The organism is Colwellia sp. MB02u-10, from assembly GCF_014077185.1.
Classification (GTDB): Bacteria; Pseudomonadota; Gammaproteobacteria; order Enterobacterales; family Alteromonadaceae; genus Cognaticolwellia.
In genome coordinates this window covers 70,659-95,961 of the sequence record NZ_JACGVK010000104.1, presented here as the reverse complement: position 1 = coordinate 95,961, position 25,303 = coordinate 70,659, and the positions used below count along the sequence as shown (strand labels likewise).

General features: G+C 38.6%; 17 protein-coding genes and 1 pseudogene. 15 read left to right on the top strand and 3 right to left on the bottom strand.

Annotated elements, in window-relative coordinates:
- The first annotated feature begins 36 nt into the window (after positions 1 to 36).
- The 11 genes and pseudogenes from H4J59_RS04510 to H4J59_RS04460 all read left to right on the top strand — a co-directional run bounded on the left by H4J59_RS04510 (position 37) and on the right by H4J59_RS04460 (position 17,086).
- Complete coding sequence (locus H4J59_RS04510; protein WP_182237170.1) at positions 37 to 186, top strand: hypothetical protein; 150 nt, start codon at positions 37 to 39, stop codon at positions 184 to 186.
- A 352-nt stretch (positions 187 to 538) separates the two neighbouring features.
- Entirely contained in the window at positions 539 to 1,207 is a 669-nt protein-coding gene (locus H4J59_RS04505) for an ABC transporter ATP-binding protein (RefSeq protein ID WP_182237168.1), read from the top strand.
- A 4-nt stretch (positions 1,208 to 1,211) separates the two neighbouring features.
- Positions 1,212 to 3,626: an FtsX-like permease family protein gene (locus H4J59_RS04500; RefSeq protein ID WP_182237166.1), complete on the top strand. Its 2,415-nt coding sequence runs from the start codon at positions 1,212 to 1,214 to the stop codon at positions 3,624 to 3,626.
- On the top strand, positions 3,623 to 4,891 hold the full coding sequence (locus H4J59_RS04495) for a lipocalin-like domain-containing protein (protein ID WP_182237164.1): 1,269 nt from the start codon (positions 3,623 to 3,625) through the stop codon (positions 4,889 to 4,891). Before H4J59_RS04500 ends, H4J59_RS04495 begins: the two co-directional genes overlap by 4 nt.
- Positions 4,892 to 5,579: 688 nt before the next feature.
- Entirely contained in the window at positions 5,580 to 7,265 is a 1,686-nt protein-coding gene (locus tag H4J59_RS04490) for a GGDEF domain-containing protein (RefSeq protein ID WP_182237162.1), read from the top strand.
- A 281-nt stretch (positions 7,266 to 7,546) separates the two neighbouring features.
- Positions 7,547 to 7,897: a hypothetical protein gene (locus H4J59_RS04485; protein ID WP_182237160.1), complete on the top strand. Its 351-nt coding sequence runs from the start codon at positions 7,547 to 7,549 to the stop codon at positions 7,895 to 7,897.
- A gap of 213 nt (positions 7,898 to 8,110) precedes the next feature.
- Positions 8,111 to 9,601, top strand: a complete 1,491-nt coding sequence (locus tag H4J59_RS04480) for an efflux RND transporter periplasmic adaptor subunit (protein WP_259369385.1) — start codon at positions 8,111 to 8,113, stop codon at positions 9,599 to 9,601.
- Positions 9,602 to 9,637: 36 nt separating this feature from the next.
- The gene (locus H4J59_RS04475) at positions 9,638 to 12,895 is read left to right on the top strand and encodes an efflux RND transporter permease subunit (RefSeq protein ID WP_182237158.1); all 3,258 of its coding nucleotides are present in this window, start codon (positions 9,638 to 9,640) and stop codon (positions 12,893 to 12,895) included.
- Between the two features lie 110 nt (positions 12,896 to 13,005).
- Positions 13,006 to 13,908 carry a cation diffusion facilitator family transporter gene (locus tag H4J59_RS04470; RefSeq protein WP_182237156.1) on the top strand — a complete coding sequence of 301 codons (903 nt, stop codon included), beginning with the start codon at positions 13,006 to 13,008 and terminating at the stop codon, positions 13,906 to 13,908.
- A 62-nt stretch (positions 13,909 to 13,970) separates the two neighbouring features.
- Positions 13,971 to 14,634, top strand: a pseudogene (locus H4J59_RS04465) (alanine:cation symporter family protein); the annotation flags it as partial.
- Positions 14,635 to 15,106: 472 nt separating this feature from the next.
- Positions 15,107 to 17,086, top strand: a complete 1,980-nt coding sequence (locus H4J59_RS04460; RefSeq protein WP_182237154.1) for a methyl-accepting chemotaxis protein — start codon at positions 15,107 to 15,109, stop codon at positions 17,084 to 17,086.
- A 343-nt stretch (positions 17,087 to 17,429) separates the two neighbouring features.
- On the opposite strand, the gene H4J59_RS04455 is transcribed toward H4J59_RS04460, so the two are convergent.
- Together H4J59_RS04455 and H4J59_RS04450 are read right to left on the bottom strand one after the other, a co-directional pair.
- Positions 17,430 to 20,429: a bifunctional diguanylate cyclase/phosphodiesterase gene (locus H4J59_RS04455; protein ID WP_182237152.1), complete on the bottom strand. Its 3,000-nt coding sequence runs from the start codon at positions 20,427 to 20,429 to the stop codon at positions 17,430 to 17,432.
- Between the two features lie 537 nt (positions 20,430 to 20,966).
- A complete protein-coding gene (locus H4J59_RS04450; RefSeq protein ID WP_182237150.1) occupies positions 20,967 to 21,497 on the bottom strand; it encodes a DUF962 domain-containing protein in 531 nt (176 codons plus the stop codon).
- Positions 21,498 to 21,719: 222 nt separating this feature from the next.
- On the opposite strand from H4J59_RS04450, the gene H4J59_RS04445 reads away from it, so the two are divergent.
- The 4 genes from H4J59_RS04445 to H4J59_RS04430 all read left to right on the top strand — a co-directional run bounded on the left by H4J59_RS04445 (position 21,720) and on the right by H4J59_RS04430 (position 24,263).
- Complete coding sequence (locus tag H4J59_RS04445; RefSeq protein ID WP_182137552.1) at positions 21,720 to 22,064, top strand: YajD family HNH nuclease; 345 nt, start codon at positions 21,720 to 21,722, stop codon at positions 22,062 to 22,064.
- A 68-nt stretch (positions 22,065 to 22,132) separates the two neighbouring features.
- Positions 22,133 to 23,083 carry a DUF808 domain-containing protein gene (locus H4J59_RS04440; protein WP_182237148.1) on the top strand — a complete coding sequence of 317 codons (951 nt, stop codon included), beginning with the start codon at positions 22,133 to 22,135 and terminating at the stop codon, positions 23,081 to 23,083.
- 135 nt (positions 23,084 to 23,218) lie between these two features.
- Positions 23,219 to 23,554: a ribosome hibernation-promoting factor, HPF/YfiA family gene (gene hpf, locus H4J59_RS04435; protein ID WP_182237146.1), complete on the top strand. Its 336-nt coding sequence runs from the start codon at positions 23,219 to 23,221 to the stop codon at positions 23,552 to 23,554.
- 418 nt (positions 23,555 to 23,972) lie between these two features.
- Positions 23,973 to 24,263, top strand: coding sequence for a DUF6172 family protein (locus tag H4J59_RS04430; RefSeq protein ID WP_182237144.1), 291 nt, complete (start codon positions 23,973 to 23,975; stop codon positions 24,261 to 24,263).
- A 114-nt stretch (positions 24,264 to 24,377) separates the two neighbouring features.
- Here H4J59_RS04430 and H4J59_RS04425 read toward each other — a convergent pair whose 3' ends face one another.
- Positions 24,378 to 25,301 (bottom strand): histone deacetylase family protein, encoded by a 924-nt coding sequence (locus H4J59_RS04425; RefSeq protein WP_182237142.1) that lies wholly within the window; start codon positions 25,299 to 25,301, stop codon positions 24,378 to 24,380.
- Between the last annotated feature and the right edge of the window lie 2 nt (positions 25,302 to 25,303).

Below are 25,303 nucleotides of genomic sequence, written 5' to 3'. Positions count from 1 at the left end.
TAATACAATCGTGGTAACGTTAATTAGGAGAGCCTCATGGTTCATGAAGAAGCAGTCAATGTAATAGAGCTTAGCGTCAACGCTATGGTAATGCCAAAAACTATTGAGCGGCAGTTAACTGACGCCAATGATGAAATTGCAGATCTAAAAATGCAAATTATTTGGTTAGAGCGCTCTTACGAATAAAACCGTCATTATTCTATCAAGGCCAGTGTGATATTTCACACTGGCCTTTTTTATATCCTAACGTAATGCTCATGTATGCTGTTTGAATGGTATTAAGCTGTTTTTTGGCGTTCAGTACTCAGTGACTTATCGGCAATTAAGCTATAGCGGGCTATCTAAATACTATAAATATCGCTTTACTGATAATATAACACTGACTTACTGATCCAAATTCATAGTGACGAAAGTATAATAACTCATCGCTTCTACTTAGTATTTTATAGCAATTTTTATAGCAAGTAATAGTGGGCAAATCCTGACAAATGGCTTAGCATTTATTTGTCATAAGCAACAGCGTATAAAAGGAATAAGTTTGTCTTTAAAAATAACAGCATTAAGTCATGAAGTTACCGATGGTGATAACCATCGTTATTTGTTTACTGATTTATCATTATCTGTTGCTCCCGGTGAATGTGTGGCCTTAATGGGCGAGAGTGGCAGCGGTAAAACAACTTTACTAAATTTAATTGCTGGATTAGAGCCTATTCAGCAAGGGGAAATTGCGATTGCCAATTTACCCTTATCTAACGCCTCAGACAAACAGCTAAGTCGTTTAAGAAAACAGTACCTAGGTATTATTTTTCAGCAGTTTAATTTATTAAGCAGTTTGTCAGTACAAGACAACATTGAATTTAGCGCCAAGTTAGCAGGTCGTTTTGATGAAAATCATGGCTTAACTTTGGCTAAAGAACTTGGCATATCGTTACTTCTTGCTAAATTTCCTGCGACACTTTCCGGTGGTGAAATGCAACGCGTAGCGATTGCGCGGGCATTAAATGCAAAACCTCAGCTGTTATTAGCCGATGAGCCAACAGGTAATCTTGACAAAACCAACAGTGAACATGTCGTTGAGCAATTAGTCAATTTAGCGAAATCTAAAAATACAGCCTTACTGATGGTAACCCATAGCCTTGACGTAGCACGCAGTATGGATAAAATTTATCGTCTTGTTGATGGCACATTAACCTTGTTTGAAGGCTAATGTGATGGTTAGTCTTAACGTAAAAAAAGTACACTCTGAATTTCTCTTAGTGCTAAAAGCCCACATTGGCGAATATATTAATAAGCCTTTACTCAACCTTGGCTTTATTTTTAGCTTAGCAATAGCAACTAGCACCTTATTGAGTATTTTGGTGCTAAATGACGCAAGTGAGCAGCAGTATCAATCTGCCAATAGTCGTTTAAAGTCGCCTGTTGCTTTTCATATTGTACCGGCGTCGGGGGAAACTATTTCAATAAGTGATTATGCTCAGTTAAGATCACAAGGTTTTTATCAACTTAATGCGACCCATGTTTTCAGTAAAACTTTAGCTAATGGCGAGAAAGTAGCTTTTCGAGCGATAGATATTTTGCCGTTAGTGCTTACCATGCCAGCAAGCTACACCAGCAAAGCTGTCAATATTGAACAAGGCTATGCAGACTCACTCGGTTTGACTATTAAAAATAGTGTGCCAGTGTCGTTAACGGTCAGCAATCATGACGCGATAGCGGTGAATATCAATAATGTTGCCGATTGGGGTAATGTTGCTTTGCTTGATATTGCACTCGCGTGGCAGCTATTTCCAGACATTAAAGGCTTTAGCCATTTGATGGTCAGTGAGATGTCAGTCAGCGAAATTTCACGACTTAAAGCGGCGTTACCTCCTTACCTGTCTATTCAAGAAACCTGGTCCATTACAGAACGTGAAGGTTTTGCCGACGCCTTACATCTTAATTTATCGGCATTAGCCATTTTGGGTTTTATTGTTAGCCTTTTTATTGCTTTTCAGGCAGCAAATCAGGCTTGGACCAAAAGGCGTGAGCTTGCCACACAATTGCGTCTGCTGGGTATTGAATTAAACACCATTATGAAAGTTATGCTGTGTGAGGCCTTAGCGTTAACATTATTGGCGAGTGTGCTTGGTATGGCTATTGCCTTTGTTTTAGTGTCTTTCATATTGCCATTATTGGGCTTGACGCTAGAGCAACTTTATCAATTACAAGTTAGCGGCCAATTTCAATGGCAATGGCAATACAGTTTATGGGCCTTTACGATATCGTCAATTGCTGTTATGGCGGCGTTACTGAAACAATTTAGACTGATTGGCTCAGCAAAAATAGCCTTCTCTGCACGGCTATCCCAACAACATTTTAGTTTTAAAACCACAGCCATAGTCGCTGCTATTCTCTTAGTTTTATTTGTTTTTTGGCCTGAGGATAACTGGCATCATTTGATGTTTAAATACGGTTTGCTGTTACTCGCCAGTGTCGCGATATTGCCTAATTTGTTGAAATTTTTTCTGCAAACCTTGGCATTAATCAGCCGGTCTTTTCGCTTAAAGTTTATTTTTCAAGATGCCAGTCAGCAAGTGGGCAGACGTTATTTGCCCATTGCCGCTTTTTATTTAGCCTTAACCGCCAGTATTGCCGCCGCTTTAATGGTGAATAGTTTTCAAAGTGCCTTTGTGTCTTATTTAAATCAGTTACTTAATGCCGACTTGTTCGTGCGTTACAACGCAGAGCAAAAACAGCCATTAAGCCAATGGTTGCAACAAAAAAACGGTGTTGAAGAATATGTTTTATTTGCCAGTACGGTAGCAAAGTATCAAGAAGACACTGTTGAGGTCCATCGCCTGAGCTCGAAAAATCAGCAAGAAAGCTTGTCACTGAAATCAGGTCAGTTGGTTGCCCTTAATAGCACAGAAAGAAGCTGTTATATTAATGAACAACTAGCCTACAAACGTTTGATTAGAGTACAAGGGATCATTGAAATAAAACAAGGTCAACAAAGTCTATCTTGTCGTGTTCAAGCTATTTATTACGATTATGGTAATCAAGCTTTTGCCATAAAAATACCATCAAAACTTAACATTGATGAATTATCAGCGTGGCAAGAAACAGGCTTTGGACTGTTTTTAACCTTAGATGCCAATGTTACTAAACAAGCGCTTATGGATGATGTCGGGATAGACAGCAGCCAAATGTATCAACCGGAGCAAATAAAAAAACTGGCGTTAGCTGTGTTTGAGCAAAGCTTTGCTTTAACACAAGCTATTGCTTTTGTATTACTTTCTATTGCTTGTTTAGGTTTGTTTTTATCAGCGAATAGTTTGGAGTTAGCCCGCAAACCTGACTTACATATTTTAAGCAGTTTAGGCTACAGCCAGTTCGAGCTTTTTAGCCATATGCTATGGCAATGGTTGCTGTTAGCTTTTGGTGCTATTTTGTTAAGTTGGCCTGTTGCTACCGCCTTGGCAAATGCGCTGGTGAGCTTGATTTTACCAGCCTCTTTTGGTTGGTCAATGCCCTTGGTTTTTGAAATAGGGCCATTTGTGGTGAGTAGTGTACTCGGTATCTTGATGCTGATCCCTGCATTGGCCCTGCCATTATATAAACTTAACGTTAGAGCTAGTTTGTCATGAGAAACCGTCTGGTATTAGGTAAGATTTTTCTGCTAACACTGCTTAGTTTTTTTCTGCTTGCGGCTTGTAGTGATGAAAATCCAGCAAAGCGCTCAGCTTTGAAAGGGCTTAGTGATACGCTTGGCGATTTTGAGCAACCGATTAAAGATCATGTTATTACATTCGATCAAGCACAAGGCCCACATAAAAATTTTCAACAAGAATGGTGGTATTTAACGGCTAATTTAACCACGGAAAGTGGTGAAGAATTGGCCGCGCAGTGGACTTTATTTCGTCGAGCAGTAGAAGACAAACATTGGTATTTTGCTCATGCTGCATTAGCGGATGCAAACCAGCATCAATCGGCTTTTCGCAGCGGTCGCGAAGAGTTGGGTAACGTGGAAATTACCACACAGCCTTTTAATGCGGTAATTGATAATTGGCAGTGGCAATCAACACAAGGGTTATTACCGGCTAATTTACGCTATGGCAATTTTATGAGTGCTAATACTGAGCAACCGTTAGCCAGTTCATCAAAGCCACAGCCACTTGCGAATAAATTAACGGTTAAGCCGAAAATGAGTAATAAGGCAATTGTTGTCGAGCCAACTGTTGTAGAGCCAACTGTTGTAGAGCCAATTGTTGAAGGGGTAGCTGAGCAAGCACAAGGCTGGCAGGTAAATTTGAATTTAAGCTTGGATGAAGCACTAGTAGGAAAAACACCATATTTTCTACAAGGCGAAAACGGCTTTAGTCAAAAACATCATACCTTAGCGATCGCCAGTTATTATTATTCACAACCTTTTATTAACGTCAGTGGCGAAGTGTTTTGGCAAAATAAATGGCAAAAAGTAACAGGTAATGCTTGGTTTGATCGTGAGTGGGGTTCACAAATGTTGGCAGAAGATCAACAAGGTTGGGACTGGTTTTCACTACGCTTAAATGAAAATACTGCGCTAATGGTTTACCAAATTCGTTCAGACATTAAAGATTACCTTTATGGCAGTATTATGCGGCGCGATGGCACAATTAAAACATTATCATCAAGCGATATCAGCTTGACTAGGATCAAAGCGAATACCAAGTTGCAATCATCAGGTGACAGTTCGCGCTATCCTGAGCAGTTTTCAATTGTCATTACTCAGGACGATATCGATATTGAAGTTAGCGTGATTAACAATAAGCAAATTATGCGCTTTGGTATTGAGTATTTTGAAGGTATGGTGAAATTTTCTGGGAGTCATCAAGGTCGTGGTTTTTTAGAAATGACTGGCTATGTGAATTAAATTGGTTTTTAGCTAATGATAAACATGTGATTTATTGTGTAAATGTGTGACTTATTGTGTGAATGTGCGATTTATTGTGTAAATATGTGACTTATTGTGTAAAAATAGAAACAATTCAAAGTAATAGTGATAATTTTTAATTTTACTTATTGAGCATGTATAATGTTGAAGATTATAAATTAACGGATGAAGTTGAGTTCCAAAACAGGATCACAAATGCAACAGAATTGCCTGTTTTATGAAACGAAATAACTTCACCTATATTTTTGTTAATTATATCTATTACATTAAATAATATTTTAATTTTCAAGACATTTAGGTGACTTATTTAGTTGGTTTTCAGTCGGTTTTTTGCAAAATTAAGTATAAATAAATACCTGTGCGAAAAATCCCAGCCTAATATTTATGACTAAGGCCGTTGGTTTGCTTAAAATCAACCTTAGAGCGGCTCACGAGTAGTTTGAAAAGTCGCTCTATATAGCAATTATATTTTTAATTTATATATTAAGCATTAAAGGAATAACGGATTTTGAATATCTTTAAGATAGCGGCTAATAAATTTTTTATATTTCCTGTGATATATTATTGTTTTTTATCTGTAATTAATTCGGCATTCGCTAATGATTTGAACCTTACCTTGAATAGTATTCAGCCATCACATAATTATGTTTGTCCAGTGGACAAGGTGTTGAGTGATAAAGTTGAATGGTTTTTAACAAACTCTCCTAATTTATCGAATCAAGCACGCTCAAAATTACTCTGGCAAAAAGCGATTGCTATTACTTGTGAGTATGGGTTTAGTGATGATTATTTAAGATACTTAAATAAAATAACGCTTTTGCCCAGTAGCGAAGTAAATAAGAATATTTTATCCTTCGCTATTTATGATTTAACAAACTTTTATTATAAATATTCACCAACAAAAGCCTGCGATTTTTTGCATGAGAATCGGTTATTGGTGACAAGTGCGTCACCAGCGTTTTTAAAGTACTTAGATATGGCGGAGCTTGAGTATTGCGCTGAAATGACCGCAGTTGAGAAAATTAAAGCCTTTGTTAGGCTGCGGGAAGTAAGTAAAGACGATAACCCTTTTACAGCTAATATATACCTAAGCATAGCTGAAATATATTCATCTTTGGGGCAGTTTAGGCTTGCCGCGAACGAATTAAAAGAACACTTGTCTTATAGTAAGGATCACTTGCCTTACATTAAGGATGATATCGATATACATTGGACTTATTATTCAATTGCGACTGAATTATTAGATGCAGGGGAAATTGAAGAAGGTAAGCATTATTTTAGAAAATTTGAATCAGCAGCAGATCTTTTCGTAGACACTGAAGATTACAACGTTTTATTATTGATTTTGAAAATAAAAATTGCCTACATGGAAAAAAAGTTTGCTCTAATGTTAGTGCTTATTGATGAATTTGAGCCCTATCAAAGTAGGATTGGAAAGTCGCAATCAAACAATAAAATGCTCTTGTATAAAGCGATAGCCTGTGTGGAAAATAATCGAACTCAATGCATTAATAGCTTTATCTCAAAGAAAGCAGCATTAATTAAGCAAACAAAAGCATCAAACCTGCGTTATCTGTATGAGTTTTTGACCAAATATTATATTGCTCAAAATCAGGTGGAAGCATCAAAAAAATACTTTGAAAGTTACATTAATATTAATCAGCAAGCTTTGATTAATCAACAAAACTCGGTCCCAATTCTAGACATTGCCCAATTGCAACAAGATGTAGTGACACTGGAACTGAGTTTAGTTTCGGCAAAATTAGAGCAATCAAAAATCACTTTAGTTCTATCTGGTTTACTAATATTTGTTTTACTCGCTATCTGCTTATTTATATGGCGTGAAAAAAACAAACAAAAAATACTGTTAGAAACTGATGAATTAACCCGTATTTACAATAGACGTGCTATTTTTGAACAAATAGCGAACCTAAAAAACACCAAAAACAATGATATACACGCTATTATCCTTTTCGACCTAGATAACTTTAAAGCAATTAATGATAAATATTCACATATTATCGGTGATAAAGCACTGAGACATATCGTCAAATTAACTAAAGATAATATTCGACAGCAAGATTTATTTGGCAGAATTAGTGGTGAGGAATTTGTCGTTTGTTTAAAGGATTTAGAAAAAGTATCTGCGCAAATTATTGTTGAACGTATTCTCAGTAGTTTTGAAAACAATCCTATGTTATTAAATAATGCAAAAGAGATAAGGGTTACAGCAAGTTTTTCCATCACCTACATTGAAAAATCTATTACTGATTTTGAATCAATTTATCATAGCTTAGATAGTGCGCTTTATAAGACAAAAGACCTAGGTCGTAATAGAGTTGTTGAAGTTTAATTGCTTAAGTACAGCCAACTAAGGGCCTTAATAATCGGGTCTAATAATTTACAGTTGGCTTTTTACGAATGGTCCTAGATGTTCAATACTGTGCCTGTGCATAGTCACCTTACTTAATAATTACACTCTCTGCTTAATTTAAATTTACTGGCTAAACTTGTGGGTTAAAGCAACTTAACTTAGATAAAAAATTCTACAGTTGAAGCCTGTCAGCAATTAACTTACACTGCCAGTTCGTTTTTAAGAGAGCTTTGCCTGTGTTCAATCGCTTGTTAATTCTAATGTTTGCACTATTGTTTGCCGGTCAAACAATTGCTGCTGCCTTTGATTCACACCGTAGTCATCAGGAAACAGACGGCGCTCAAAACATTTCCCATCGCAGCGTAGACTCGTCACATCAGTCGCATCAAGAAGGTGCATTAACAGCGACTAATAATAATGCTGCTGATAATGCCGAGCAGGACTCATTCGATTGTCATCATTGCTGCCATTGTCACGCACCGACAGGTGTTTACATTGCTAGTGATGCAGCATCAAGCGTAATCCATAAATCTAATGATAATATATTGACCAGAAAAACAGCATTATTATCACTTTGGATCACACCAGAACACCGCCCTCCAATAGTTTAAAACTTACCTTAAATTTATAAGCACTTAAACGAGCATTTTTTGCTGGTTTAGTCTCTGGTTTATAAATCGGCATAGTGTTTTTTTCAGCGAATTCATCAGGATTCCTTGTCTTTACGCTATTAATATCTGCGGCTATTGTTGAATGATAAGTTCAGCTAACTGCTTGGATATTTTCGATTTATTAATCTTAAAAAGAAAATTAAGAGTATCAACATGTATAAGTTTTATATCAGCAGCCTCACTATGGCAGCGCTATTTTTTCGATCTTCAAATATCAGCTTTTTAGCACATATCGCTATTTCTCCACGAGTATTAATTGACTTGTTAAATGCGAAGCTACTATTCGTTTTAGTCTTACTTGTGGTGTTTAGTGCTTCAGCATTAGCCGTTGACATTGCACCCACAGCAATACCAAGCTCGAAATCAATAACAACCTCGCAATCAATAACAAGACACCACACAGAAGATGAACAGCAAGTCAGTCACCCCCTCAAACAAAAAGAACATGTTGAAGATGAAGTCAGCTCAAGACATGAAGATGAGGCTGAAATACATTCACACCAACATGGCAATGCAGCACAAACGCTTATAGGTTCTGTACAAAGCGCTAAACCAAACTCTAGCCAAGATCTTATAGAAAATTCTTTAAAAGGTCATGGATCTGCAGCAGCATCCCATAAAGAAAGTGTCAGCTTAAGCCCTGAAAAAATGGCGATTGCGGGTATTGAAGTTGCCGAGGTCTCCGCAAAGGTTTTTACCAATCATGTGTATGCACCGGGTGAGATTAAAGCGAATGGCTATAAAAGCTATATTGTTTCACCGCGCACTGAATCTGTGGTGGTTTCTCGCCACGCCACGTTAGGGCAGCATGTTGAAAAAGGCGATGCGCTAGTCACATTATTTAGTGAGTCGGTGGTAGAAGCACAAGCGAAATACCGTGTTGCTTATAATGATTGGCAAAGAAATAAAAAACTGGGTAAAGCGAGCGTTAGTGAAAGCCAATTATTAGCGGCCGAAACTGATTATATTTCGGCGTACAGTCGTTTGAAAGCCTTTGGTTTAACAGAGCAGGCTATTGCCTATGTGGTTAAAAAAAACCCGTCAAATAATCATTTAGAAGAACTTGGCGAATACACCTTGATTGCACAGCGGGCTGGTGCGGTATTAAGTGATGATTTTTATCAGGGGCAACGGGTGTCTGCAGGCGACGCCATTATGGTGTTAGCGGATGAAAGTGAGCTCTGGGTTGAAGCACGGGTTTCGCCCAATAAGCAATTAAACTTACCCAAAGGTACGCAAGCTGTGATTGAAATGGCCAAGCAATTTTTTCTCGCCACTGTTATTCAAGAAGCGCACACCATAGACCCAAAAACCCGCACCCGTATCGTACGTTTAGTGGTTAAAAATGACCAGGATCGTCTTCATCCAGGTATGTTTGTTAATGTAAATTTTAGTTTTAAAACTGACACAAAAGTGATGGCCGTACCTGAGTCGGCATTGATGCGCTCAAGCGATGGTGATTGGACGGTATTTGTTGAAGATCACCCCGGAGAGTTTACCGCAGTAGAAATAACCTTAGGTCGTTCGTTAGGCGAATATCGAGAAATAATTGGCCTTGCGCCAGACACGCGCATTGTTACTCAAGGCGCGTTTTTTGTTGCCTCTGAAATCGCCAAAGGCGGCTTTGACCCGCATAACCATTAAAGCCTAGCATGAGCGAAGAACCAAGGAATAGAAACTATGTTTAATAAAATAATTGATTTTTCTGTCAACAATCGCCTATGGGTGATTTTGATGTTAGTAGCAACCCTGATTGGCTCAGTGTTTATTATTCCGCAGTTAAATTTGGATGCTTTTCCGGATGTAACTAACGTACAAGTGGCGGTAAATACCGAAGCGCCGGGCCTAGCCGCAGAGGAAGTTGAACAACTCATTACTTATCCTATTGAAGCGGTAATGTACGCCATGCCTGATGTTGAGCAAGTGCGGTCAATTTCTAAAACCGGTTTATCAGGAGTGACGGTAGTTTTTAAAGCAGGTACCGATATTTATTTTGCCCGTCAATTGGTTTTTGAGCGCTTACAAGCAGCGAAAGAACTGATCCCCAAAGGTGTGGGTACGCCAGAAATGGGCCCCAATACTTCAGGGTTAGGGCAAGTATTTCAATACTTACTTATTGCCGATAAAGACGCTGGTTATGACGCAATGGCGCTGCGCAGCTTAAATGACTGGGTAGTTAAATTATTACTGATGCCGGTTGATGGTGTTACTGATGTTTTGTCATTTGGCGGCAATGTTCGTCAATACCAAGTTAATATTGAACCTAGTAAATTACTCTCTTACGAGCTTAGCCAAAACGATATTGTTAGCGCCTTAGGCAATAACAATAGCAATGTTGGCGGTTGGTACATGAACCGAGGCCAAGAGCAGTTAGTGGTTCGTGGTACGGGTTGGTTTAGTGGTGGCGAAGCGGGTATAACTGATATTGAGCAAGTGCCGGTTAAAATCGTTGATGGTACTGTCATTACCGTGGCTGATGTTGCTAACGTAGAACTGGGTAGTGAAATTCGCCAAGGTGCGGCCACTATGACTCGCCGAGCAGAAAATGGCGATATTGAAGTGTTAGGCGAAGTGGTTTCGGGCATTGTACTTAAGCGTATGGGTGCTAATACAAAATCAACCATTGATGGCATTAATGCCCGGTTACCCTTAATTGAGCAAGCACTGCCAAAAGGGGTGCGCTTTGAAGCCTTTTACGATCAATCTGACTTAATTGTAAAAGCGGTTAATACCGTGGTTGACTCACTTATTCTGGCATTTATTTTTATTGCGCTTGTGCTGGCCTTATTTTTGATGAATTTAAGGGCAACCTTCTTAGTATTAATTTCTATTCCTATTTCAATCGCAATGACCTTAATGATCATGTCATATTTAGGTTTATCAGCGAACTTAATGTCACTGGGTGGCATAGTCGTAGCGATGGGCATGTTGGTTGATGGCTCAGTAGTGATGGTTGAAAACATGTTTAGACATCTTAACCGAGCAGATGAAGCACAGCTAAGTGCCGCCACTGTCGGTAATGAAAATGGTGCCTTGTCTATAAATAGTGAGTCTATTGATATAGCAGACAATGACAGAAAAATAACTGACAGCGGCCCAGGTGCTTTGGCAGATAAACGCAATGCTATCCCTTTGAGATTAAAACAAGCCGGCAAAGAGGTTGCTCGGCCGATATTTTTTGCCGCCACCATAATTCTAGTGGTATTTATGCCGTTATTTAGCTTTGAAGGTGTAGAAGCTAAGTTATTTCAACCTATGGCCATTAGTATTATTTTAGCCGTGGTTTCTGCTATTTTTGTTGCTTTAATCGTCGTTCCTGCCCTAGCTACTTATCTGTTTAAAAAAGACGTTAAAGTACGTGAAAGTATTATTTTACGACCCTTAGAGCGTTGGTATCGTCAAGCTTTAGCGCTTGCCATGAAACACACCAAAGTTGTTATTAGCTCATCAGTGCTTTTATTACTCAGTGCTATCGCCTTAGTGCCACAAATAGGCACAGAGTTTGTGCCTGAGTTAGAAGAGGGAACGATTAATTTAAGAGTCACCTTAGCGCCGTCTTCAAGCCTAGCTACCGCGTTGCAAGTTGCCCCAATATTAGAAAAAATGCTACTGACTTTTCCTGAAGTTGAATACGCGTTAAGTCGCATGGGACGCGCTGAAATTGGCGGCGATCCAGAGCCGGTAAATAACATTGAAATTTATATTGGCTTAAAGCCGGTTAATGAATGGACCAGCGCTACCAATCGTGATGAATTACAGCGCCTAATGGCCCTTAAGTTAGAACAATTCCCGGGTTTGTTACTGAATTTCTCTCAGCCTATTGCGACCCGTGTTGATGAATTACTGTCTGGCGTAAAAGCACAATTGGCCGTTAAGCTCTTTGGGCCTGACTTAGATGTTCTGGCGTCGAAAGGGCAAGAGATAGAAACGGCCATTAAAGCGGTAGAGGGTGCGCGCGATGTGGCTATGGAGCAAATTGTTGGTGAAGCGCAATTAGTCATTAAACCCAATAGGCAGCAACTTTCTCGTTTTGGCTTTTCTGTTGCTGATGTGATGGACTTAGTTAAAAATGGTATTGGCGGCACTACCGCAGGGCAGGTCATTAATGGCAATGAACGTTACGATATTTATGTCCGCTTACAGGAGAAAAGTCGTAACAACCGTGATGTTATCGCTGATTTACGTTTACAGTCACCTACTGGCGCTTGGGTGCGCTTAGGTGATATTGCTGATATTTCGCTAGCATCAGGCCCGCCGCAAGTGCGTCGTGATGATGTGCAACGCCGTGTTGTTATTCAAGCCAATGTACAAGGTCGAGATATGGGCAGTGTAGTGACAGATATTCGTGCGGCTATTGCCGCCAATGTTGATTTACCTGCGGGTTACTCTGTCGTTATTGGTGGTCAATTTGAAAACCAACAACGGGCACAAGCTAGGCTCGCTATTGTTTTACCTGTGTCGTTAGGTTTAATCGCACTATTACTCTATTTTGCTTTTGGCTCAACCGGCCAAGCACTATTGATTTTAGTGACTGTGCCCTTAGCGGTTATTGGTGGTGTGTTCTCACTGTATTTTTCAGGACAATATTTATCAGTACCCAGCTCTGTCGGCTTTATTACCTTGTTTGGTGTCGCTGTGCTCAATGGTGTGGTGATGGTAGAAAGTATCAATCAACGTATTAAAGCAGGCTTGGTGGTATCAAAAGCGGTATTTGAAGGCGCTACCTCACGGTTACGTCCGGTATTGATGACCGCGATAACTTCAGCTTTAGGTTTAATTCCTATGCTAATGTCAAACGGCGTAGGCGCTGAAATACAGCGGCCTTTAGCGAGTGTTATTGTTGGCGGGCTAGTGACCGCGACATTGCTGACGTTATTTGTTTTACCTGTGCTGTTTTCCTGGTTTTCAAAGGAAAAAATAGCGCAGTTAACATACTAGTTTTATCGGGTTTAATCGCTATGGTATAAAATTTTGTGTTTTTATAGCGTGAAAATACTTTCTATCACGCTATTATTTTATTGTTACTGATAAATATTTAAGAGGTCAAAATGTCTCACTCACACTCACACTCTCACTCACATTCTCAATCACATACGAACAACGGTAAATTGACCTTTGCCGTATTGATTAATGTTTTATTAACCATAGTGCAGATCATTGGTGGTGTACTCTCGGGCAGCTTATCGTTAATTGCCGACGCCTTGCATAATTTAAGTGATGCAGGCGCGATTGTTATTGCGATTTTTGCGCGTAAAGTGTCGGCTAAGAAAGCGGATGAAAATATGACTTTTGGTTATCAAAGAGCCGAAATTATTGGTACTTTGATTAATAGTATTACGCTGATTATTGTTGGCCTTTATCTTATTTATGAAGCGGTCAGTAAATATTTTAATCCAACAGAAATTAATGGCTGGATAGTGATTTATATCGCAGGTATTGCTTTGGTTATCGATATTGCTACCGCGGTATTAACTTATATGTCAGGGGCAAAAAGTAGCATGAATTTACGTGCCGCTTTTATTCATAATGTGTCTGATGCCTTGGCGTCGGTTGCGGTCATTATTGCCGGGGTTTTGATCATATTTTATCAATGGTATTTTGTTGATGTGATAGCGACTGTTTTAATTTCAATATACGTACTTTATCACGGCGGATTACTTGCACTTCAAAGCATAAAGATATTAATGCAAGCGGTGCCTGAAGCGTTTGGCATAAGTGAACTTAAAGCAGATATTGAATTAAACGCAGCGGTGAATGCCGCGCTAGATATTCATGTTTGGCAACTCGATGAGCATAAGTTGTTTTTAGAATGTAAATTACAACCTGCAACGAATATTGACCATATAGATTTAACTGAAATTAAAGCCATGTTATTAGATAAATATGGCATTAAACACTCAACAATCGAAGTTAACTCATCTGGTAAAACGTTAGTGCCTAGTTGTTATTGAAGTGTATTTTATCTTAATGGTAATTATTCCCTTTAAAATTTTATAACATACTAATAATTAAATTTAATATTCCTACGCTGTACTGGGGGCATTAATTACGCTATTTGTCGGTGCAATTGTATTGGGCGGATTAAAGCGTATTGCACGCTTTACCGAGTTAATTGTGCCTTTTATGGGTATTGATTTTATTTTGGTGGCGCTGGCATGCTAGGTGCTGCATGCCGCCGCGGAAGCAAGACCTATGCCTAATCATCCTGTACCCAAGGTTACGTGCAAATGTTAGGGGTGTTTTGAAACACTATGGTGTTGTGTCTCCACACCGCGTTTATTATTTTACTTGCCGATATTAACATTAGTGGTGAAATAAAAGATATTCGTTTGACCCAAAGTGCTATTACTCATCGTTTAGGCGCTAACGGAGTTTATTTTGTTTCGGCAGCGATTAGCTTATTGGCTTTTACCTCAGTGGTCGTAAATTATGCTTATGCCGAAAGTAACTTACATTTTTTAAAATGGGATAATAAAGTTGGACGCACAATCTACACGGCAATGTATTTGGCGATGGTTTTTTGGGGCTCAAGTGCCAGTTTAATTCAAGTGTGGAGTATGGCTTATGTGGCGTTAGGCTTAATGGCTTTAGTTAAGGTTAACGATGCTGAAATGGAATTTAAACAAGCCGATATTAAATTTCAAGGTAAAGTTGAGCCTGGTATTTGGCATAAATAGCTTGAATTTATAGCCATATTTTTCTAAAATATTGATGCTAAGTAATTATAAGACTTTGATTATGTCAAGAAATCACACCAAAATAAATTATGGTGTGATTAATACTTAAGTGAGTACCTTTTTTAGTAAAATATCAGTTATAAATTTGTACTCCCCTATAGGTAAACTGATAAAGTTTTTTTACTGCGTTGTGGATTTTGATGATATAGCCATATTGAACGGTGTTATTAGGGCAACTGCGTCATAGTTTGCTCTACCTTCACCATCTAAGGTGTTGTCTTAAATCCATACCCTGTCTACACGGATGTATTTACTTAGGCTCAGTCTGGAACGATGAACCTGATTAGCTAAGCCTTTCTCAACTCGCACAAATCTGCACCTTGAAGTAAAATGGGTATTTAGCTAAGAAAATTAACAATTAAATTGTTAGCCTCATTTTGCTTTTTTAATTACTCTTATCAAAGGATAAGTAATGACGTTTTCTGATATTTCATTTAAAAATAAAATCTTTATAGTATTGGCCTTACCACTTATTGGCTTTTTGTGGTTGAGTATTTTAACGATTAACCAAAGTTATATTGTTAATAACCAGATGAAAAATCTCACTGAATTGACTCAATTATCGATTAGTTATAGTGAATTAGTTCATGAGTTACAAAAAGAGCGTGGTACTACTGCTGGTTTTTTAGGCTCTAAAGGAAAAACCTTTGCCACTAGGTTGAATAAACAACGCCTCACTACCGATGATAAATTAAATTCGCGAGATGCTTTTTTAAAACTTAATGATTTTAAGCAAGTGTCAATTGTAAAGTTAAATCAAGAAATTGCTGCTGAGTTAGACAAATTAAACCTTATACGCTCGCAAGTGAGTAACTTAGCTATAGACAGCAGCAAAGCGATTGCCTACTACACAAAACTTAATGCCAAGCTACTCTCTGTTTCTTACATCATTGCCGATCTCAGCATCAATGCAAAAGCAACAGAGCTAAGTATTGCCTATTACAACTTTCTTCAGGGTAAAGAGCGTGCTGGAATTGAGCGTGCTGTACTCAGTAGTACTTTTTCTCGTGATGAATTTAGCGAGGGTATATTTGTTAAATTTGTTGCTTTAGTGACTGAACAAAAAGTTTTTATGGCTAATTTTTTAGCTTTCACTAGTGCTGAAAATATCCGTTATTACCAAGAACAGATGGCTCACCCAGCCATAAAAGAAGTGATAAAACTGCGCGCCATAGCTGAAAGTAAAACATCAGGTTTTGGTGTCGACCCGCTGTATTGGTTTCAACAAGCGACATTAAGAATCGGTCAGTTTCAAAAGAGTGGTCAGCAAATAGCTGACAACTTACTTTTATTTGTCAAAAATGCACAGGCCACCGCGTTTAATACTTTAGCTCTAAGCATTGCTTTAACCATAGTTTTACTGATGTTAGTTATTGTGATCACCCGTGTGTCAATTAAGGATTTAACTTCACGGGTAAATGAATTGACTCAAGTCATGAGACGGGTTAGAAATGAAAGTGATTTAACGGTACGAACAAAATTACAAGGTAAGAGTGAGCTAGGGCAAATTTCAATAGCATTAAACCTGACTTTGGAGCAATTCTCAGACACCATTAATGAAATTTCTAGCGCCAGCTTAACGCTATCTGCAGCAGCGGAAGAAACCTCAGTCACTTGTGAACATAATGCGATTATATTAGCGGAACAACAAGAGGGTATTGTTGCTATTGCTACTGCCGTAGAAGAATTGTCAGTAACGGTAAAAGAGGTTGCTGGTAATACCCAAGCTACCGCAGACTCAGCCAGAGAGGCTGATAACCAAGCAAAAAGTGGCCTTGATGTTGTGCAGCTGTCCTATCACTCAATTGAAGAGCTTTCGACAGAAATTGACAGGTTAGCGCAAAGAATTAACAGTTTACATGCAAGTAGTGGCAATATAACCAAGGTTGTTGACGTAATTAAATCGGTTGCTGAGCAGACTAATTTATTAGCACTTAATGCCGCTATTGAGGCGGCCAGGGCTGGAGAGCAAGGGCGAGGATTTGCTGTGGTTGCTGATGAAGTTCGAACGCTAGCTAAACGTACACAACAATCCACCTTAGAAATTGAGAGTTTTATTGGTTCATTACAAGCTGATGCAAATGCTGCCCATCAAGTTATCGAAAATAGCCAACAAAAGGCGATTGTTGCGGTAGAGAATTCAAAAAATGTCGAACATAGTTTGCAAGAAATAACCTCTACGATTAGTCATATTTTTGCTATGACAGAACAAGTGGCTACTGCGATTGAAGAGCAATCAGTTGTGACACAAGATGTTGCGCAAAATATTATTAATATAGAACTGAAATCGTCAGAAACTGCTGCAGGAGCGACACAAATAGCAGCAACAGCAAAAGAACAAGCTTACTTAGCAACCAGAATGCAAGATTTAGCTAATCGTTTTCATATTTAAATTTACCGCTGTTAATATGAAAAATTTATCTAACGGCTTGTTGAAAATAAAAATATAGCTCATCTATTAAATTTAACTCGTTACTTAGAAATAAACTCATTGCAGTTTTTCGCCCTGTTAGTGTTGGCAGTCACGGTCTATTTATAAATTTATATAAAAATATGAGTCTGTAACCAGTTTTTTACTGACATTTGAACCGATATTTGAACTGAAATTTTAAATTTTTTTTGGGGGGGGGTACTTAGTGCGCTTTATAGTCCTTTTAAAAGTAAAGTGGGATGATTATTTAAACTCATTAAACTTACTTCACCGTATTTTTAGTGAGTTTATTATATTTAGATTATTATGTTTGCCAACTCGCATCAGGCTGCCAGTTATTAATCCAAGCAGGAATGTCGCTAGCCGGCATTGGTTTGGCAATGCCATAACCTTGTGCTAAGTCGCAACCTAGTTGCAGTAACGCAGTGCCATGTTCAATTGTTTCAACACCCTCTGCAATTACCTGACGTTTGAATGAGTTAGCTAACGCTATTATGCCTTCAACAATGGCCAAATCATCAAGGTCAATTAACATGTCTCGAATAAAACTCTGATCTATCTTGATCAAGTCTGCGGGTAGTCGTCTCAGATAAGTTAAAGACGAGTAGCCGGTGCCAAAATCATCTAAGGCAAAGCTTACACCTAATGCGATACATTTATTCATGGTGGCTGATACGTGATTAACGTCATCTAAAGCAGTTGTTTCCAGCACTTCTAGCTCTAAATAATGGGGTGCTATATTGGGGTGGGCGGCTAGTGATTTTGTTAGTTTATGGGTGAAATCAGGCTGCTGCAATTGTACGGCAGCAATATTTACGCTAGTTTTTAGTGGGCGATTAAGGCCCATTTTTTGCCATGCGCTGATTTGTTTCAGTGCGGTATCAATAACCCATTCACCTATCTTAATACTTATGGGGTTATTCTCAATAAACGGCAAAAACTCAATAGGATTTAATAAGCCTAGTGTTGGGTGTTGCCAGCGAATAAGTGCTTCAACGCCGGTTACTAAGCCTGTTCTCATATTAACTTTAGGCTGATAATGGAGCACAAATTGATGGTGGTCTAATGCGCGGCGAATGGCTTCAAGATTGTCTTGTTGTAATTTAATGGCGTCATCTTGAGCGGTATCAAATAAGTGATAACGATTCTTACCTGATTCTTTAGCGACATACATGGCTTGGTCGGCATGGCGCATCAGTTGGTCGGTGTCAGCACTGTCTTGTGGGTAGATGGTAACGCCAATACTGGCAGAGACTTTCAATACGATGTTATTAATAGTAATCGGCTTAGACGCAGCCAATAACAGCCGTTGTAATATCGGATCACAGTCTTTAACTTTTGATAAATCAGCTAATACCGCAACAAACTCATCACCGCCAAACCGAGCTAAAGTATCACCTTCACGTAACGCCTCTTTCATTCGAAGTGAGAGGGCAATGAGTAGCTCATCACCCACTTTATGACCATGGGCATCATTGACACTCTTAAAGCCATCTAAATCTATAAATACCACCGCGAGTGACTGTTGATGACGGCTGCACTGTAACATGGCTTGAGATAATCGGTCGGCAAGTAAAACACGATTGGGTAAATTAGTCAGTATGTCGTAATGAGCAATATGCTCTAGTTGATTTTGGTGTTCTTTTATTGGGGTAATATCAGTGAATAACGCCACGTAGTTACTTGTTTGGCCATTAGCATTTTTGACTGAACTCATGTTCAGCATTTCGGGGTACACTTGACCATTTTTACGGTGGCTCAATACTTCACCAGAAAAAAAACCTTTTTCCAATAACACTTGCCACATATTGTCATAAAACTCAGACTCTTGCTGATCTGACTGAAGCATACGTGGGTGTTGTCCAATAACTTCGTCACGGCTATAGCCGGTTATCGTCGTAAAGGTATCATTAACGTCAATAATCAATCCGGCAGCATCGGTAATGAAAATACCTTCACTGGCGTTGGTAAAGACACTGGCGGCTAATTGCAGGCGAGCTTCAGCCTCTCTCTTACGTGCGGTATTATCGCTAGCAATCAATAGGTAGCCAATAATAATATTTTGGGCATCACGTAATACCGTTACCGACACTTCTGCTGGGAACCGGCTGCCATCTTTGCGGATATAGGTCAGTTCATAAATATCTTCAATGCTGTGATTAGCTTTGTAAACCAAAGCTTCAAAGCCGGCATTAATGTTAGTACTAAATTCAATACTGAGGTCTTCAGCTCGAAGAATCAGTTCTTGTGGATCAGAAATATCGGCGGGTGTAAGTTTATTCATCACCTCCGCAGCGCTATAGCCCAGCATATGCTCGGCGCCGGCATTAAATAGCTGAATAATTCCTTCGGCATCGGTGGCGATACTGGAGAAATTTTTACTTTTAAACATAGCGTTCTGTAAAACCTTAGCCTCCATGAGCGCTAATTCAGCTTTTTTACGCAAGGTATTATCGGTAGCAATTAATAGATAGCCAATAATCACACCATGAGGACTGTGTAATGGTGTTACCGAGACCATTGCCGGCAAGTAGCTGCCATCTTTGCAAATATAGGTCAGTTCATAAATATCTTCAATACCGTGTCTGGCTTTGTAAACCATGGCCTCAAAGCCTGCGCTAATGGGCGTGTTAAGCTCGACACTGAGGGCCTGGGCCCGTGTAATGAGTTCTTTTTTATTAGAGAAATCAGCGGGTGTGAGCTTATTAATTACCTCTTTAGCCGTGTAGCCCAACATATGTTCGGCGCCAATATTAAATATTTGAATAACACCTTTGGCATCGGTGACGACACTGGAGAAATTAACGCTGTTGAAAAGAGCAAGCTGTAATGCTCCGGCTCTAACCAGAGTACGTGCGGTATTATCGGTACCAATTAACAGGTAGCCAATAATATTTTTTTCAGCATCACGCAAGGCAGTAACGGATACTATCGCTGGAAACCGGCTGCCATCTTTGCGGATATAGGTCAGTTCATAAATATCTTCAATACTACGTGCAGCCTTGTAAACCAAAGCTTCAAAGCCGGCACTAATGTCAGTATTAAATTCAATACTGAGGCCCTCAGCGCGAACAATAATTTCTTGTTTATCAGAAATATCGGCTGGTGTGAGTTTATTCATCACCTCCGCAGCGCTATAACCCAACATGTGTTCGGCGCCAACATTAAATAGCTGAATAACGCCTTTAGCATCGGTGGCGATACTAGAGAAGTTGGCACTGTTGAAAATAGCGTTTTGTAAAGCCTCTATACTAACCAGCGCTGCTTTAGCCTGCTTGTTGTTATAATCATTTGATTGCATCATTTGACTCTTTCAGGATCAGTAATAAAGATTTTTATAGGTTTAAGTTGTCACTTTAATAATAGCAAACTATAAATTATTGACGGTCATATTTTAGTATTAATGAGAAGGTTGTTATCAATAGCATGTTAATAAAGTGATTTTTAAAACAACCAAAACGTATTGAGTAAAAGTGTGTCATAAAGTAGTGATTAGTCATGATGGTAGGCTTGTTGGTAGAGCTGACATTAAGGTTATTTTCGTTAATGTCAGCTCTACCTTAAGAGCAGTTTAAAAGTGGCATAAATTTATAGCTGTGGTGTATAAACCGTTAGCCTAAAGTTTCACTGCTGTAAGTTCGAACCTAAGCTAGTGGATAACAACGTGATTGATAGTGCTTTTTAGAGTTTGTAATCGAGTGAACTTTTAAAAAAGTGATAAGCGTGATTACTCATCGTTTAATTTTATCTGTTGCCTACGATGATAAAGCTGCATTGTTAAAAATTAACTGTTTACTTTTAAGAACTGCATTGACTTATGTTTGCTGTGCAACTGACTAAATTATTTTTGTACTCGCTCGATTAAACGACGCTTCTCTATGGCTTTAGGGGTGATATTATTGGCCAATTTTTTCTCCCAGCCTAGCATAAAGTAAACTTCGGCCATCAAAAACAAAGGGCCAATAGCTAAACCCATCATATCATCTAAGAAAGCCGGTTTAGCTTTTTCAAAAATATGGCCAATAAATTGAATAATCCAACCAATAACAAACACTATAATGGCTAGCCATAATACGTTTTGCATATCGGTGACTAAACTAGCAAGGTATAGGTTTACAGCGACATATATCAACATGCCAATGGCTAATTTTATATGTAATGTAAAGTAGTAAAGCATAGCAATAGTGAATAATATTATTGCTGGTGTGTACGAGACTGTTTGCTCTGCTAGCACAAGGGTAAAAGTGTTTAAACTTAACAAGACGGTAATAGCCCAAACAATCAGCGGCACGCCAATAAAGTGAGTGAGGATATTACGTTTATTCAAGTGCACACTTTTGTAATTTGATAATTGTTCTTCGACTGTTTTCATGACAGTTCCGCGTTATTATTTTATAAAATATCATGGCAAGTTATCGCTTAAAAGTAAAGCGAGTAGGCTAGGGGAGTGTGGCAAGATTTATTGTTTTTAACCAGGTATTTGATAAATAAGATAAGCCTATAACGCGCTAGATTAATGTATTCTAATTGCCTTATTGCAGTTGTCTTGCCTTACTCATACAATAAAGATATTTTTTACTGAAAAGTTAATATTATGTCATCAGATACATTAGGCTCTAGCCTTAATTATAAACGCGAAGAGCAAGGTTATCGCGACCGAGCATTGAAATTATACCCTTGGGTTTGTGGACGCTGTGCGCGCGCGTTTGAATATTCAAATCTCAGAGAGTTGACGGTGCACCATGTCGACCATGATCACACTAACAACCCCAATGACGGTACTAATTGGGAGTTACTGTGTATTTACTGCCATGATAATGAGCATGCAAAATATACTGATCATGCAAAGTATCAGACAGAAATTAAAGCCGGTGATACCAATCAAGACACCGCGACTTATAACCCGTTTGCAAATTTAAAGTCGATGTTAAAAAAATAACTGATTAACTAACGTGCAATAGCAATTTAATGGCTTTGGTATAACGCTATTTATAAAAGGAGTTGAAGGTGGCAGGTTCGAGTTTATTAACCTTACTTGATGATATTGCAACGGTACTCGATGACGTGGCGATTTTATCAAAAGTAGCGGTAAAAAAAACCGCAGGTGTTCTCGGCGATGACTTGGCGCTGAATGCTGAACAAGTTTCAGGTGTTAAGGCCGATAGAGAGTTACCTGTAGTTTGGGCTGTTGCCAAAGGCTCGTTTCTCAATAAATTGATTTTAGTGCCTTCTGCTTTGTTCATTAGTGCTTTTTTACCACCACTGATCACTGTGTTATTAGTAATTGGAGGATTATTTCTTTGCTTTGAAGGTTTTGAAAAGGTTTCCCATAAATTTCTTCATAGTAAAAAAGCCTTGGCAGATGAACAACAAGCACTACTTAACGCCGTTAACGATGAAAATATTGACATTGCGGCTTTTGAAAAAGAAAAAATAAAAGGCGCTATTCGTACTGATTTTATTCTTTCTGCAGAAATTGTGGTTATTGCTTTAGGCACAGTACAAGAAGCGGCGTTTCAAACACAAGTGCTGGTTGTTTCAACATTAGCTATAGCGATTACCGTTGGAGTTTATGGGCTGGTTGCTGGTATTGTCAAATTAGATGACTTAGGTCTTTATCTGCTGAAAAACTCGGTGTCAGGGCACTTTAAGGCTTTGCAAAGCACTATGGGTCGCGGTTTATTGATGTTTGCGCCATTTTTAATGAAGCTATTAACTGTGGTAGGTACCATTGCGATGTTTTTGGTTGGTGGCGGTATTATTGTTCATAGTTTTTCATGGCTTGGTCGTCAATTTCATTACCTTGAGCTTTGGGTAGGGCAATATCTTGGTAGTTTATCTGAAAGTATTTTATCGATTTTACTTAATGGCATCACAGGTATTATTGCCGGGGGTATAGTATTGGCAGTGGTTAGCTTAATGTCACGGTTGAAAAATAGGCGATCAAGCATTAAGTAGGCCTAAGTTTATCTTAATTTAATACAGGCTTTTCAATTGCATAGCGTAAGACTGACAAAATATTTTATTTTAGCTATTGTATTTTGTCGCTTTCGCCCTGAATATATAATTGAAGACAACCAATAAGGTAGCAATATGAAAATAATTATTTCCGGACATCACGTTGAAATTACCGACGGTATTAACCAAGCAGTTGAAAACAAATTTGCTAAAATTGCTAAACATTTCCCAAGCTTAATGACCTTAGACGTCATTATCACCGTAGAGCCCAATCAACAAAGATTAGAAGTTTCTACCACTTATGAAGGCGCTACTGTTTCAGTTAACGCTGTCGACAAAGAATTATATGCCGCGATAGCAAGTGCAGCGAGTAAACTTGAAGCTGCTTTAGCACATCGTAAAGGTGTATTATCGGCTAAGCAAAAAAAGAAGTTTGAAGTAGAGCAGTCAAACGCTTTTGAAAGCCCTTAAATCACGTCAGTTAATCTTAACTAACAGTTAAAACTAAAACTAAAATTTAAAAATCAAAGGCTGTTATTAAACGGTCTTTTTTATATTCAGGCCTCTTTCAAACATATTTTCTTTTGAAGCATGCGTGTGCTTGATTATATTGCCCAATACATGCGCCGAGTGAGTGAAGCCAGCTACTTATATCTACATCAGATGAAATAATGCCAAGACACTAGCCCTAGTTCACCCGCTTGTGAACGTTGCGAAAAAAGAGCACTTGAATCGACTAAGATATAAAATTTAGGTACCCTTGAGGTTATTTACTTAACAGTTAGATGAAGTATGGCTATTACTTAAATGTTTACGTAAAATAACCATATTGGCTTTATATGACAAAAAATCACTATAAAGCGTACTTTTATCTCCTCCAAGGAATTCCATGAAAAAAACATTCGAGTTAACTCACCCTAAAATTAAAGTCGCTAGAATGGTTGAGTCAGCGAAACACGAAGTTAAAAAATATTTAAAACGTGAGCGCAATAAAAAGCTACCTGAAGGTGCTGATTATTGGGATTTTGATTGTAAAATTGGTAAGTCAGAGCAAACAGCTGACGTTATTCATGTGTCAGCGATTAGCCAAGAAATTGATACGCTTATAGCGGCAGAGTTAAACACATTTTATCTTGAAATATTGGTTAAACCAGCGGTTCGTACTTTTGAAGAAAAATAGCGACTAGCAGCGTTGATAGGGCTTTAAAGCTTACTATTTACCCTGATATGACCTAAAGCAAATGCTTTAGGTCAAGTTTAAATAAGCCAAATGCTAGCGGTGATTTCATCTTAACTAATAGCCAATTAAGCCATTAATATGTGCGACCGCACTTCTGCCTAAAGCGTTCAGAGCATATCCTCCTTCAAGCACTGAGACAATACGCCCTTGAGCATATTTATCAGCAAGCGTTTTAAGCTGGTCAGTTACCCAACGATAATCTTCATCTACTAAACTCACTTGTGACATGTCATCTTCGATATGTGCGTCAAATCCAGCAGAAATAAATATTATTTCTGGTTTAAATTTGTTCAATGCCGGCAACCAAGTATCAAGAATAGCTTGTCTAAAATCAGCACTTTTTGCTGTCGCAGCTAATGGTGTGTTAATAATGGGTGGCGTAGTACTTTCTTTAATTTCAAAGGGATAAAATGGGTATTGATAAGTAGAACAAAATAAATAACCTTTTTTATTTTTTATAATATTTTCTGTACCATTGCCATGATGAACGTCAAAATCAACAATAGCCACGCGCTTTAATTTATATTGCTCTTTGGCGTAGGCGGCGGCAATAGCGACATTGTTAAAAAAACAAAAACCCATACCTTTATTATATTCAGCATGATGGCCGGGTGGTCTAGTCGCGCAAAATGCTGATGAAATTTCTTTTGACATCACTAAGTCTACTGCGTCTTTGGCAGCACCTGCAGAAAGTAAGGCGGCACTAAGCGTATCTGGGGTCATAATGGTATCGTCATCAACATTATAAGTGCCTTCACTTGGGGCATTGGCAAAAATTGATTCGATATAGTTTTTGTCATGTGCTAAATAAAGTAGTTCCTTATCAATAGGTTTTGCGTTGAATTGTCGAATAACATAATCCAAACCGCTACGAATAAGCTGATCCTGAATAGCAGCCATGCGTTCTGGCGCCTCAGGGTGATGCTCTCCCATATCGTGGGTCAAGCAATGGTGGTGACTAATTACGCCGACTGTCATAG

Bases quoted from the DNA above. Each gene is read 5' to 3' on its own strand.
- H4J59_RS04510 (WP_182237170.1), top strand. From the start codon at position 37: ATGGTTCATGAAGAAGCAGTCAATGTAATAGAGCTTAGCGTCAACGCT.
- H4J59_RS04500 (WP_182237166.1), top strand. From the start codon at position 1,212: ATGGTTAGTCTTAACGTAAAAAAAGTACACTCTGAATTTCTCTTAGTG.
- H4J59_RS04495 (WP_182237164.1), top strand. From the start codon at position 3,623: ATGAGAAACCGTCTGGTATTAGGTAAGATTTTTCTGCTAACACTGCTT.
- H4J59_RS04485 (WP_182237160.1), top strand. From the start codon at position 7,547: ATGTTTGCACTATTGTTTGCCGGTCAAACAATTGCTGCTGCCTTTGAT.
- H4J59_RS04480 (WP_259369385.1), top strand. From the start codon at position 8,111: ATGTATAAGTTTTATATCAGCAGCCTCACTATGGCAGCGCTATTTTTT.
- H4J59_RS04475 (WP_182237158.1), top strand. From the start codon at position 9,638: ATGTTTAATAAAATAATTGATTTTTCTGTCAACAATCGCCTATGGGTG.
- H4J59_RS04470 (WP_182237156.1), top strand. From the start codon at position 13,006: ATGTCTCACTCACACTCACACTCTCACTCACATTCTCAATCACATACG.
- H4J59_RS04460 (WP_182237154.1), top strand. From the start codon at position 15,107: ATGACGTTTTCTGATATTTCATTTAAAAATAAAATCTTTATAGTATTG.
- H4J59_RS04455 (WP_182237152.1), bottom strand. From the start codon at position 20,429: ATGATGCAATCAAATGATTATAACAACAAGCAGGCTAAAGCAGCGCTG.
- H4J59_RS04450 (WP_182237150.1), bottom strand. From the start codon at position 21,497: ATGAAAACAGTCGAAGAACAATTATCAAATTACAAAAGTGTGCACTTG.
- H4J59_RS04445 (WP_182137552.1), top strand. From the start codon at position 21,720: ATGTCATCAGATACATTAGGCTCTAGCCTTAATTATAAACGCGAAGAG.
- hpf (WP_182237146.1), top strand. From the start codon at position 23,219: ATGAAAATAATTATTTCCGGACATCACGTTGAAATTACCGACGGTATT.
- H4J59_RS04430 (WP_182237144.1), top strand. From the start codon at position 23,973: ATGAAAAAAACATTCGAGTTAACTCACCCTAAAATTAAAGTCGCTAGA.
- H4J59_RS04425 (WP_182237142.1), bottom strand. From the start codon at position 25,301: ATGACAGTCGGCGTAATTAGTCACCACCATTGCTTGACCCACGATATG.